Source organism: Undibacterium paludis, assembly GCF_022568815.1.
Lineage (GTDB): Bacteria > Pseudomonadota > Gammaproteobacteria > Burkholderiales > Burkholderiaceae_D > Undibacterium.
In genome coordinates, this window is the sequence record NZ_JAKZHX010000006.1 from 244,237 (window position 1) to 256,948 (window position 12,712).

Genomic DNA, 12,712 nt, shown 5'->3' on the forward strand with positions numbered 1-12,712 from the left:
TATCTAGCTTAGGGGCACCAGAAAACATCAATGGTACAGCCTGCGTCACGCAACAGGGAAGCAACAGGAAGGTTTTCTTCCATGGCCCTGTCAAGCACCTGACGTTTTTCCACGCCGGTAATCACCAGCCAGATGCGCTGTGTGTTCAACAAGCGGGGCAGTGACAGCGACATGCGGCTCTGGCGGGTTTGTGGATGTACTGCTGCCAGGCAGGCCAGATCATCATGTTGTGTAGGTGCGCCAGGGAAGAGTGAGGCAATATGCCCGTCTGCTCCCATGCCCAGCAGGACTGCGCTGAAGGCTTGCGGCAACTGCTCATTGAGGCGTGCATTGATGGCTTCGGTTGCCACTTCAGGGTTGCTGGCGGCATTCTTCAACGATACCAGCTTCCAGCGCTTGTCTATCGCAGAACCGGACAGGCAACGGCGGAACAGACCTTCATTGCTTTGCGTATCCTGATCCGGCACCCAGCGTTCATCAGTTGCCACCAGTTTGATGGGTTGATGTCCGTCGATATCGCTCAATAATTGATCAAGGCGCTGATAGACCGGTGCTGGTGTCGAACCACCAGCCAGCGCAAAGCTGGCGTTACTGTCATTCGGCGTCGTCTTGATGACATCGAGCCATTGCTGGCTCAGAGCTTCGGTCAATGCCGCAAAATTGTCAAATGTATGATATTTCATATTCATGTCTTCGCTTAGCTCTCTACGAATTCTTCACCCCAGGCCGCCCCATGTTGTGCCAGCAGATAACTGGCGGCAGATGGTCCCCAGCTGCCCGAGATATAGGACTTCAAGCCTTCGCTGTCGTTTTGCCATGCGCTCATGATAGGGTCTATCCAGGCCCAGGCCGCGCTCAGTTCATCGTCACGCACGAACAGGGTCAGGTCACCGTGCATGGCGTCGAGCAGCAGACGTTCATAGGATTCAACGCGACGGGAATTGGAGACTTCAGCAAAGTCCAGGTTCAGCGCCACGTCAGACAGACGTATGCCTTCGCCAGGTTCCTTGGCCTTCATATACAGTTGTACGCTTTCTTCTGGCTGCAGGGAAATGACCAGGCGGTTGGAGCGCAAAGGCCCTTGTGACTTGCCAAAGATGGAGTAGGGAATAGGCTTGAAATTGATCGTGATTTCGGCGCTGCGGCTGGCCATGCGTTTGCCGGTGCGCAGGTAGAACGGTACACCAGCCCAGCGCCAGTTATCGATCTCTGCGCGTATGGCGACAAAGGTTTCGGTGCGGGACGCTGGTGGCACGCCCGGTTCATTCTGGTAGGCGATGACGGGCTTGCCATCGACCGCGCCTGCGCGGTATTGGCCCCGCACGGTTTTTTTGCTGACTTCGTCCGGTGTGAACTTGTGCAGGGCGCGCAAGACCTTGACCTTTTCATCGCGTATCGCATCTGGATTGGCGTTCACCGGTGGTTCCATCGCAACGATGGACACCAGTTGCAGCAAGTGATTTTGTACCATGTCACGCAGGGCGCCGGTATGATCATAGAAATCACCGCGCGATTCCACGCCTACCTGTTCAGAGATGGAAATCTGCACATCCTGTATCCATTTGCGGTTCCACAAAGGCTCAAGGAAGGAATTGGCAAAACGCAGCGCCAACAGGTTTTGCACCATTTCTTTGCCGAGATAATGGTCAATACGGTAAATCTGGTTTTCGTTCAGGTAGGTGCGCAGGGACTGGTTGATTTCTTTGGCTGATTGCGCATCACGGCCCAGTGGTTTTTCGACCACAACACGGGCATTGCCTTCTACCAGGCCATGCTTGGACAATTGCTCGACGACGGGGATGAAGATGTCCGGGCCGGTCGCCAGATAGAACAGGGTAGCGTTTGATTCGCTGGTATGCAGGTTGTCTTTCAGTGCAGCGAAATCATCAGGCTGGCGTGCGTCTATCTTTGCATAGTGTGTCGTTGCCAGGAAGGCGGTGCGTTTTTCTTCTGTTGCACCATCCACATTGGCAGCGTAAGACTCAATGGCGGCTGCCACCCGCACACGAAAATCATCGTCAGACAGTTTTTCACGGGCTGCCCCGATGAACTTGAAATTCTGGTCCAGCCTGCCATTCACAAATGCGCTATACAAAGCAGGGATGATCTTGCGCTTGGCAAGATCGCCAGTGCCGCCAAATAAGACAAATGTGGTCATGCTGACTCCGTGTTGTGTTTTGGTTGATATCGTTAAATTGCAAATTCAGCGTGCAAATTCAAAATGCAAGCCCAGGCTGCAAGTTGAAGTGGTGCATAAGCGTGGCAAGCAATACATGGTGCTAATTTATCTGAGTGTTGATTATGCCAGAAAATAATCAAAAATGTAGTTTCATTACGATAAATTTGATGTTTTTGCTTAAAAAAACGGCTAATTAAGAAAATACTGAAAGTTTGTTACAGAAAAAAGCTAAATTATGCTATCTTTGCTGACATTGCATCAGTCTTGCTAAAGCTTTCTTATTTAAAGCCCCAAGGGCATCAGGTGTTTATATGACGACATCCCCATCCACTACGTTGCACCCTGTTATCGACAAGGTCACTCAACGCATTACAGAGCGCAGCAAAACCTTGCGCAGTGCTTATATTTCCCAACTTGACGCCATGCGCAACCGCGGCCCGCGCCGTGCCAGCCTGTCTTGCGCGAACCAGGCGCATGCCAATGCCGCCATGGATAGCGGTACCAAGATCTGGCTTAACCAGGCGCAAAAACCAAATATCGGCATTGTCACTGCCTATAACGACATGCTGTCGGCGCATCAGCCTTATGAGTCCTATCCTGCACAAATACGTCAGACAGCCTTGCGTTTTGGCGGTACGGCCCAGGTGGCCGGCGCTGTGCCAGCCATGTGTGACGGTGTGACGCAGGGGCGTCCTGGCATGGAACTGTCACTGTTCTCGCGCGATGTGATTGCCCAGGCGACAGCCGTGGCGCTCAGTCATGATGCTTTTGACGCTACTTTGTGTCTTGGCATCTGCGACAAGATTGTCCCCGGCTTGCTGATAGGCGCACTGGCTTTTGGTCATTTGCCGACGATTTTTATTCCGGCCGGCCCCATGGGTTCTGGCTTGTCGAACAAGGAAAAAGCCGCTGTGCGTGAACGCTATGCACAAGGCAAGGCTACCAAAGAGGAATTGCTGGCAGCAGAAAGTGCGGCCTATCATAGCGCCGGTACCTGTACTTTCTATGGTACAGCCAACAGCAACCAGATGCTGCTTGAAGCCATGGGCCTGCATTTGCCGGGTGCTGCCTTTGTCCATCCAACTGACCCTTTGCGTAGCGTACTGACAGATGCGGCTGTCGAGCGGGTATTGCAGTTGACCGAGCAAAGCGGTAACTACACACCTATCGGCTATCTCGTCAATGAAAAGACCATCGTCAATGCAGTCATCGCCTTGCTGGCGACCGGTGGTTCGACCAATCACACCATACACTGGATAGCCGTGGCCCGCGCTGCCGGCATCATCATAGACTGGCAGGACTTTGACGAATTGTCGTCGGTGATTCCTCTGCTGACACGCGTTTATCCCAACGGTACTGCCGATGTCAATGCCTTTGAAGACGCCGGTGGCCCGGTGTTCGTCATCCGTGAATTACTGTCGACGGGTCTGATGCATGCTGACGTCATGACGGTATATGGTAATGATGGTTTGAATTCGCACACCAGCCGTCCTGTCCTGACTGAAGACGGCAAGGTCAAATGGGAGGCGCTGCCGGCAGAATCGACTGATACTACAGTCGTACGCAAAGTTACCGATCCATTTGCGCCAACTGGTGGCCTGCGCCTGTTGCAAGGCAACCTTGGCCGCGCCATCGTCAAGGCTTCAGCCGTACCTGAAGATGCCTGGATCATCAAGGCGCCAGCCAAGGTCTTTGAGTCGCAGGACGCCCTGGTCAAAGCCTACAAGGCGGGTGAATTGAATATGGATTTTGTGGCAGTCGTGATCTTCCAGGGACCGCAGGCGAACGGCATGCCCGAACTGCATCAGTTCACACCTGTGCTGGGCAGTCTGATGTCTGCTGGCTACAAGGTTGCCCTGGTGACCGATGGTCGCATGTCCGGTGCCTCTGGCAAGGTGCCGGCAGCCCTGCATGTCAGTCCTGAAGTTGCGCAAGGGGGCGCATTGGGTAAAGTACGTGATGGTGACATCGTTGAGTTGAATGTGCATACAGGGGAATTGCGTGCCCTGGTTGATGAAGCAGAATGGCAGCAGCGCCCAGTACGCGAATTAAGAAAAGACCCGACCTTCGGTTATGGTCGTGACCTGTTTGCCGCACAACGTCGGGTTGTCACTGCACCTGAGCATGGTGCTTCCACGCTGTTCATTGATTAAACGTTCCAGTATTCATCCAACATCTTACATGTAAAGTAAATACATCATGAGTCACAGTACACAAAGCATCATCACACAACTCGAACAGATTCGCGTCCTGCCTATTCTGGTGACAGATGATGTCGATCAGGCGATACGCTGTGTGAACACGCTGGCGGAAAACGGTTTGCCAGCAGTGGAAATCACCTTGCGCACACCAAATGCCATGACAGTCTTGCGCGAGGTGGTCAAGGCATGTCCAGGCGTGATAGTCGGCGCAGGCACCATATTGATGCAGGCGCAGCTCGACGCCGTGAAAGAAACTGGCGCGGCCTTCGGTATCAGCCCCGGTATCACACCGGTGCTGGCCAGGGCCGCTGCGGAATCCGGCCTGCCTTATTTTCCAGGTGTTGGTGGCGCGAGTGACCTGATGCTGGCATTGGAGCATGGCTTCAATGTGGTCAAGCTCTTTCCGTCTGACATCGTGGGCGCCGCCAGGATGGCAAAAGCCCTGGGTGGTCCTTTCCCGGATGTGAAATTCTGTCTGACCGGTGGTGTTACGGTAGAAGCGACACCAGCTTTATTGCAGCAATCAAATATCCTGTGTGTCGGTGGTTCCTGGATGTGCACTGCGTCCCTGATCAATGCCGGTGACTGGACTGGGATTGCTACACTGGCCGCTGCCGCGGCTGCAGCGGGAAAAAAATAATAAAGGAATCTCTGATTAAGTGTAGCGAGCGGCGTTGGTTTTGGTTAGGTCGCGCAGCAGCTTAATGAGAGGATACTGAACCTTGTTTGAGATGTCTCATACCTTTCGCCAATCACTTTCGCCAATATAGCAAGATCATGCTTACTTCCGTTTCGCGTACTCCTATCTGGGGTTTGTTGCAGCAACGTGCCACCAACATGCCCAGTCTGAAAGAATTGTTCCGTGCTGATCCCCAGCGCTTTACACATTTTTCTGCATCAGCCTGCGGCATCATGCTGGATTATTCCAAGCAACGCATGGATACGACGGCCAAGCTGAACTTGCTGGCGCTGGCCAGGCAACAGGATGTGGAAGGGCGTCGTGATGCGATGCTGCGTGGCGAAGCCATCAATCACACTGAAAACCGCGCTGTCCTGCATACCGTCTTGCGCTTGCCCAAGGGGGAATCGTTTTATCTGAATGGTGAGAACATTGCCGCTGATGTGCATCAGGTGCTGGCGCAGATGCGTACCTTCAGTGATGCTGTCAGGGAAGGGCGCTGGCTGGGTTATACCGGCAAGGCCATACGCACCATCGTCAATATAGGCATAGGCGGCTCTGACCTTGGCCCACAGATGGCTTGCATCGCCCTGGCGCCCTGGTCGCAAAAAAACCTGTCGCTGCATTTTGTCTCCAACGTCGATGGCCGGCATGTGGCCGACGCCCTGGCCAATGCTGACCCAGAAACTACGTTGTTCGTGGTGGCGTCCAAGACTTTCACGACCATGGAAACCCTGACCAATGCCCGTACTGCACGCGAGTGGATGCTGTCCCACGGTTGCCCTGTTGACCAGATATGCCAGCATTTCGTGGCCTTGAGTACCAATGTCAAAGCGGCTGCTGATTTTGGTATTGCGCCGGAAAATGTCTTCCCGTTCTGGAACTGGGCCGGCGGCCGTTATTCCATGTGGAGTGCAATCGGCCTGTCGATTGCACTGTATGTAGGGGCTGACCGTTTTGAAGAAATGCTGGCAGGTGCACATGAGATGGACCTGCATTTTGCGCAGGCTCCGCTCGAACAGAATTTGCCCGTGCTGATGGCGTTGATTGGTGTGTGGAATATCAATTTCCTCGGCTTGCAGGCTCTGTCGATTGCTCCTTATCATCAGCGCATGACACGTCTGCCAGCCTATTTGCAGCAACTGGAGATGGAAAGCAACGGCAAGTCCGTCACGCGCGAAGGTCACAGGGTTGATTACACGACTTCACCGATACTGTTTGGGGAAGCCGGTACGAACGGCCAGCACGCTTACTTCCAGTTATTGCACCAGGGCGCAACGATCATCCCGACCGACTTTATTGTAGTGGCCGATGACGATGCCGGTTTGCCGGGGCATAATCAGGCTTTGCTGGCAAATTGCTTTGCCCAGTCCAAGGCCATGGCCTGGGGCAAGAGTATGCAGGAAGTGCGCGCAGAGCTTGGTGACCTGCCTGACAAGGTATTGGCCCCGCGGGTGTTTGAAGGTAATCGCCCGACTTCGACAGTCCTGCTGGATTCTTTGACGCCACGCTCATTGGGCGCATTGATCGCCCTGTATGAACACAAGGTGTTCGTACAGTCTGTTATCTGGGATATCAATGCCTTTGACCAATGGGGTGTGGAACTGGGTAAGTCCCTGGCGCAGCAATTGATCAGCCTTGACCCAGGTGCCGTCAAGGAAGACTACGACAGTTCCACTAAGGGATTGTTGATGGCCGTAGGGCGTAGCCATAAACTGAAAAAGGCTGCCTGACATCAATATTCAGGCACGTTGATGTTGTAAGCCAGCATCAGCGTGTTTGATATATTAGTTTGTCAAAGTTGAGATAAGCATCCCGTCAAGGCAGGTGCTTGCTCTGTCTGACCATGTACAGGGTAGCGTAAATATATTGTCGCTGCCAGACTCTCAAGAATTTTCATCGATCTGTTTTTACCCTTACCGTAGAATTTGTCAGCATGAATGCCCACTTACACCCACAATTGAAAATGAACGACATCAGCGACGACAAAGACCAGAGCCTGCGTGAAGATATACGCAGGCTGGGCCGCATCTTAGGCGATACAGTAAGGAACCAGCATGGCGATGAAATATTTGATCTCATCGAGCAGGTGCGCCAGAATTCCATACGCTTTCGCCGTGATGCCGATGAGGCTGCACGAGCAGAACTGGAAACCACACTCGATACCTTGACGAATGACCAGACTACCCAGGTCATACGTGCCTTCAGCTATTTTTCACATCTGGTGAACCTGGCAGAAGACCAGCATCACATACGCCGTACAAGGGCCCACTTGATTGCAGGCTCTGCACCGCGTCAGGGTAGCCTGGCGCATACCATAGAAGCTTTATATAACACTGGCCACAGCAGCCAGCAATTGCTCGATTTTTTCCAGACTGCACAAGTGTTCCCGGTTTTGACCGCCCACCCGACAGAAGTGCAGCGAAAAAGTATCCTGAATTGCCAGATGGCGATTACCCGCCTGCTAGACGAGCGTGACCGCATGCAGTTGACGCCGGAAGAATCCGCCGCCAACGAAGAAGCACTGGGGCGTGCCGTATTGACCTTGTGGCAGACGCGCATGCTGCGCACATCCAAATTGTCAGTGCTGGATGAAGTGGAAAATGGCCTGAGTTTTTATGACTACACCTTCCTGCGTGAATTGCCGCATCTGTATGCCGGTCTGGAAGATGTGCTTGCCAGTAAGGATAAGGCATTGGCACAAACCGAGCTGCCAAGCTTCATGAAAATGGGCAGCTGGATAGGCGGTGACCGTGATGGCAATCCTTTTGTCACAGCTACTGTGCTGGAAAAAACCCTGGCGATGCAGGCAACCCGTGCCTTTAAATTCTATCTTGATGAATTGCATACCCTGGGCTCGCAATTGTCGATGGCGAATCTGCTGGTCAAGGTATCTGATGATTTACTGGCGCTGGCACAGCGTTCACCAGATCACTCACCGCATCGCTCCGACGAACCTTATCGCCTGGCCATCAGCGGCGTTTATGCAAGACTGTCTGCAACGTACAAGCAATTACTCAATCTGGAACCTGTCATACACCCCAGTGGTGTTGCTGAAGCCTATGCAAGCGCCGAGGAGTTGGCGACTGATCTTGACATTGTCCATCATTCGTTGCTGGCGAATGGCTCGGCGGCGATTACCCGTGGCCGCTTGCGTCATTTGCGCCGCGCCGTGAAAGTGTTTGGTTTCTATCTGGCCCCTGTTGATTTGCGCCAGAATTCAGATGTGCATGAACGTGTGGTGGCGGAGCTTCTGCAAGCAGCAAATCCTGACTTGAAATACCTGGACCTGAATGAAGAACAGCGTATAGAAGTCCTGGTCAAAGAGATCAGCTCGGCCCGTCCCTTGGCATCGCCCTATCTCAACTATTCTGAAGAAACCCAGTCCGAGCTGGCGATTTATCGCGCTGCCTGCACAGCGCAAAAACGCTATGGCAAAGGTGCGGTACCGAATTGCATCATCTCCAAGACTGATGGTGTGTCCGACATGCTGGAACTGGCCTTGCTGTTGAAAGAGTCTGGCCTGTTGCATCCGGCAGAGGGGCGTGTCGATGTCAATATCATCCCGTTGTTTGAAACCATAGGTGATTTGCAGAACAGTGCACCTGTCATGGACAGGCTGTTTGGCATACCAGCTTATGCGAGATTGCTGAGCAGCCGCAACAATGCGCAGGAAGTCATGCTTGGCTATTCAGACAGTAACAAGGATGGTGGCTTCCTGACCTCTGGCTGGGAGTTGTACAAGGCAGAACTGGATTTGATAGACGTGTTTGCCAAACATCAGGTAAGGTTGCGCCTCTTCCATGGCCGTGGCGGTTCTGTCGGCCGTGGCGGCGGCCCAAGCTATCAGGCTATCCTGGCGCAACCTGCCGGTGCGGTGCAGGGGCAGATTCGCCTGACGGAGCAGGGCGAGGTCATCACTGCAAAATATGGTAACCCTGAAGTAGGGCGGCGCAACCTGGAAGTATTGGCTGCTGCCACCATGGAAGCCAGTTTGCTGGCCCATACTGAACCGGCGCCACGTCCTGAATTTTTATCGGCGATGGAAGAGTTGTCAGATCATGCCTTCAAAGCCTACCGTGATCTGGTGTATGAGACAGAAGGCTTCGAGCAGTATTTCTGGGAGTCGACAGTCATTTCCGAGATTGCCGGCCTGAACATAGGCAGCCGTCCGGCATCACGCAAGAAGTCTACTGCGATAGAAGATTTGCGCGCCATTCCCTGGGTGTTCAGTTGGTCGCAATGCCGCCTGATGTTGCCGGGCTGGTTTGGTTTTGGTTCTGCCGTGCAGGCTTATCTGAAAGCACATCCTGATACCGGTTTGCAGACTTTGCAGGCAATGTTCAGGGAATGGTCATTCTTCAGTACTGTGCTGTCAAATATGGAAATGGTGCTGGCCAAGAGTGATATCGGTATTGCCAGCCGTTATGCGCAACTGGTCAAGGATGAGTCTTTGCGTAACCGCATTTTCCCGCGCATACAGGCTGAGCATGAGGCAACCATCACCATATTGAAAGCTATTTCTGGACAGGATGAGTTGCTGGCGGCAAATCCTTTGCTGGCACGCTCCATACGTAACCGTTTCCCTTATCTGTCACCCCTGAACCATGTGCAGGTGGAATTGCTGGAACGTTACCGCAATGGCGATGAAGATGAACGGGTGCGCCGTGGTATACATCTATCCATTAACGGTATTGCTGCCGGTTTGCGTAATAGCGGCTAAGGTATTTGAGTTCGCCATTGCAAAAAAACGCACGGCATTGAAGCCGTGCGTTTTTTCATGACATTTGCTATGCAAGCGGAAACTGAAAAAATCAGAATGTTGCCTGTACACCAATGTTCAGATTGGTGATGTTACCGTTTGTGTAGTTGAAATCAACCTTGCGGGAATCGATTTCTGCACGAACTGCAAAATTAGGTGTGAAGGAATAAGTTGCACCTACGCCAAGCATCACGTTTGTGGAGTGCTTGGAGTCAGAAATACTGTAGTTGGCCAAAGATACAGAACCTTCACCTTTGGAGTAGGCAACGCCCAGCTTGGTGAACAGGCCCCAGTTGTTGCCCAGTTGTGCACGGTATACACCAGCCAGATCCACGCCAGTTGCTTTCATCTCGCCAGTCACATTGCCTATGCCGGCAACGGTGCCGAAACCTGCCTTGATTTTACCCAGGGAGTAGTAGCTTGCTTCTACACCCCAGTTGGCGTTGATATTGTAACCGCCGAGGATGTTGAAGGAAGTGTCATTGGTTTTGCAGTTTATTGTGCCAGCGCAGTCCACATTCCAGTGTGCTTTACCAACTGTTGCGCCTGCGTAAGCTTGTGCGTTTGCTGCGCTATTGATGAACAGGCCAGAGATTGCTACAACAGCAGCGACGATTTTCTTATTAAACATTTTGTACCTAATTGATTTTCGAGTGAAGCAACATCGTTTTGTAAGTTTGCTCAGATGGTATTTCTGAAATTGTCGATGTTGCGGCGCAGCACTGTAGTCGAAAATCAATAGAATGTCAAAGAATGTTATTTGAATTAATCTAATTCATACTGTTTTTGTAATGAATTGTATTTTTTTATTACTAATGCAAGAACCACATATCAAGATCCGTGGTTCATTGACTGTAGTGTCAGGCATGATGCCAGACACTACGGACAGTATTTTATGACTTAGAACGCTGCCTGCACACCAATGTTGAAATTGGTGATGTTGCCACTTGTGTAGGTGAAATCAGCCTTGCGCGAATCGATCTCGGCACGCACAGCGAAGTTAGGTGTGAATGCATAAGTGACACCCAGTCCTGCCATGACGTTTGTGGAATTCTTGGAATCAGCAAGAATGCCAGTATTGTTCAAAAAGATGGTGCCTTCGCCTTTGGTACGAGCGATACCCAGTTTGGCGAACATGCCCCAGTTGTTGTTGAATTGCGTGCGATATACGCCCGCCAGGTCAATGCCGGTAGCTTTCATTTCGCCAGTGATATTGCCAACATTGCCATAGGTGACAACGTTGGTGAAATTGGCTTTGATTTTCCCCAAAGAATAATAACTTGCTTCTATGCCCCAGTTGGCGTTGAAGTTATAGCCGCCGAGAATATTGAAAGATGTGTCATTTGTCTTGCAATTCGTCGTGCCATTGCAATCCGCGTTCCAGCGTGCCTGACCTACCGTCGCGCCTACATAGGCTTGCGCATTTGCCGCCATATTGATGAACATGCCAGAAACTGCCAACACAGCAGCGATGATTTTTTTATTGAACATTTTTATTCCTGATTAATTTTTGGATAAGGCAGCACCGCTTCAGAATTCGCTTAGTTGCTATTTCTGAAATATTGATGTTGCGGCGCAGAACTTTAATTGAGAATATGACAATTGTCAAAGAATGTTATTTGAATTAATGCGGCTTTGTGACGAGTTCTGTGGCGAGTTTTGAAATCAGCCTTGTTGGTGACTTTATTGATGGCTGGCGACGCGCATGTAAATGTCCATACGCTTAAAACAGCAAGCCGCCGCCCTTGCGGAACAAGGCCATATCAACGAAATTGGACATGCGATGTGTAGCTTCTGACGGGGCCAGAGTTACGCCACCAAGGTCGATCAGGTTTTTTTGTGTGGCCAGCGACTGGAGGGGATCCCGTCCTGGTTTGCCTGCTTGTATGGCTTTCACCAGGGTTTTGGCAACCATGAAACCTTCAAAAGTCAGTGATGACAAGTCTTCGTCCCTGAATTTTTTCATCATATTGCTATGATCCATCTGTATCACGGTCTTTTTGCTCTGTGGGTTTGGTACTACCTGGGAAAATACCGTCCACTCAAGGGCCTTGGGGCCGGCAACTTCGGCAAGCCTCTCCAGGTTGATGAGGGACATGCCAGCAACAAAGGTGCGTGGCGCCTGTTTGCGGAATTCTTTCAGAAAAGTTCCTGTGCCCAGGGTGTCGGCAATCGCAATGACGATGCCGGGGCTGGATTTGGCCAGGACGGCAGATTCTCTTTCCATGTCGCCGGCTGAACCGCCGATGCGTACCAGGCCGCTCATCAGCATATTGCGCTTTTTCAGTTCAGCCACGACATAGTGGTACATGTCCTGATTCAGTGAATTTTCCTGATAGGCAATGCCTACACTCTTGATACCAAGCTTGTCAAAATATGAAAAAATGTATTGCATTTCCTGCTCTGGACTAGGGCGCCAGAATAGCACACGTGAATTATAGGTTTTGGTTGATGCCACCAGCGGGGCGAACAAGGTTTGCCCGCTCTGTACGAACTTTGGTGTGGTCAGTACGGCATCTGTTACGGCAGCACCTATGCCGCCTATCAGAAATTCAGCCTTGTCTTTTTCCAGCAGATCATTGATAGCTTGAGCCGACACTGCAGGAATGCCCTGGTCGTCGCGCACCAGATATTTGATGCGCCGGCCACCAATGCCGCCATTAACATTGATACTATCGAAATAAGTCGTAATACCGGCCACATAGTCGCGTCCAATGCTACCATTCGGTCCCGACAAATCGATGGCCTGACCAATGACAATGGTGTTGCCTTGTGCCTGCGCTTGCACGGAAAAAATGCTGCAGAACAAAGAGAGACATAGGAACCAAAGTCTGAAGAAAGGAAACATCCTGATAACCTGTTGTTTGTTGCAATATGGCAATTGTGACATC

General features: G+C 51.7%; 9 protein-coding genes. 4 read left to right on the forward strand and 5 right to left on the reverse strand.

What is annotated here, in order from left to right; translation table 11 throughout:
- Positions 1-8: 8 nt before the first annotated feature.
- Both pgl and zwf read right to left on the reverse strand, forming a co-directional pair.
- A complete protein-coding gene (pgl, locus tag LZ463_RS12395) occupies positions 9-683 on the reverse strand; it encodes a 6-phosphogluconolactonase (RefSeq protein WP_241456017.1) in 675 nt (224 codons plus the stop codon).
- 14 nt (positions 684-697) lie between these two features.
- A complete protein-coding gene (zwf, locus tag LZ463_RS12400) occupies positions 698-2,158 on the reverse strand; it encodes a glucose-6-phosphate dehydrogenase (protein ID WP_241456019.1) in 1,461 nt (486 codons plus the stop codon).
- A 332-nt stretch (positions 2,159-2,490) separates the two neighbouring features.
- Between zwf and edd the strand changes: the two genes are divergently transcribed.
- The 4 genes from edd to ppc all read left to right on the forward strand — a co-directional run bounded on the left by edd (position 2,491) and on the right by ppc (position 9,782).
- The gene (edd, locus tag LZ463_RS12405) at positions 2,491-4,332 is read left to right on the forward strand and encodes a phosphogluconate dehydratase (RefSeq protein WP_241456021.1); all 1,842 of its coding nucleotides are present in this window, start codon (positions 2,491-2,493) and stop codon (positions 4,330-4,332) included.
- 46 nt (positions 4,333-4,378) lie between these two features.
- Positions 4,379-5,020 (forward strand): bifunctional 4-hydroxy-2-oxoglutarate aldolase/2-dehydro-3-deoxy-phosphogluconate aldolase, encoded by a 642-nt coding sequence (gene eda, locus LZ463_RS12410; protein ID WP_241456024.1) that lies wholly within the window; start codon positions 4,379-4,381, stop codon positions 5,018-5,020.
- A gap of 137 nt (positions 5,021-5,157) precedes the next feature.
- The gene (gene pgi, locus LZ463_RS12415) at positions 5,158-6,792 is read left to right on the forward strand and encodes a glucose-6-phosphate isomerase (RefSeq protein WP_241456025.1); all 1,635 of its coding nucleotides are present in this window, start codon (positions 5,158-5,160) and stop codon (positions 6,790-6,792) included.
- A 203-nt stretch (positions 6,793-6,995) separates the two neighbouring features.
- Positions 6,996-9,782: a phosphoenolpyruvate carboxylase gene (gene ppc, locus LZ463_RS12420; protein ID WP_241456026.1), complete on the forward strand. Its 2,787-nt coding sequence runs from the start codon at positions 6,996-6,998 to the stop codon at positions 9,780-9,782.
- 91 nt (positions 9,783-9,873) lie between these two features.
- Here the strand turns inward: ppc and LZ463_RS12425 are convergent, their stop codons facing one another.
- The 3 genes from LZ463_RS12425 to LZ463_RS12435 form a co-directional block, all read right to left on the reverse strand.
- The gene (locus LZ463_RS12425) at positions 9,874-10,452 is read right to left on the reverse strand and encodes a porin family protein (protein WP_241456027.1); all 579 of its coding nucleotides are present in this window, start codon (positions 10,450-10,452) and stop codon (positions 9,874-9,876) included.
- A gap of 269 nt (positions 10,453-10,721) precedes the next feature.
- On the reverse strand, positions 10,722-11,312 hold the full coding sequence (locus LZ463_RS12430; protein ID WP_241456028.1) for an outer membrane beta-barrel protein: 591 nt from the start codon (positions 11,310-11,312) through the stop codon (positions 10,722-10,724).
- A 232-nt stretch (positions 11,313-11,544) separates the two neighbouring features.
- The gene (locus tag LZ463_RS12435) at positions 11,545-12,609 is read right to left on the reverse strand and encodes an ABC transporter substrate-binding protein (RefSeq protein ID WP_241456029.1); all 1,065 of its coding nucleotides are present in this window, start codon (positions 12,607-12,609) and stop codon (positions 11,545-11,547) included.
- Positions 12,610-12,712: the final 103 nt, after the last annotated feature.

Bases quoted from the DNA above. Each gene is read 5' to 3' on its own strand.
- edd (WP_241456021.1), top strand. From the start codon at position 2,491: ATGACGACATCCCCATCCACTACGTTGCACCCTGTTATCGACAAGGTC.
- ppc (WP_241456026.1), top strand. From the start codon at position 6,996: ATGAATGCCCACTTACACCCACAATTGAAAATGAACGACATCAGCGAC.
- LZ463_RS12425 (WP_241456027.1), bottom strand. From the start codon at position 10,452: ATGTTTAATAAGAAAATCGTCGCTGCTGTTGTAGCAATCTCTGGCCTG.
- zwf (WP_241456019.1), bottom strand. From the start codon at position 2,158: ATGACCACATTTGTCTTATTTGGCGGCACTGGCGATCTTGCCAAGCGC.
- eda (WP_241456024.1), top strand. From the start codon at position 4,379: ATGAGTCACAGTACACAAAGCATCATCACACAACTCGAACAGATTCGC.
- pgl (WP_241456017.1), bottom strand. From the start codon at position 683: ATGAAATATCATACATTTGACAATTTTGCGGCATTGACCGAAGCTCTG.
- pgi (WP_241456025.1), top strand. From the start codon at position 5,158: ATGCTTACTTCCGTTTCGCGTACTCCTATCTGGGGTTTGTTGCAGCAA.
- LZ463_RS12430 (WP_241456028.1), bottom strand. From the start codon at position 11,312: ATGTTCAATAAAAAAATCATCGCTGCTGTGTTGGCAGTTTCTGGCATG.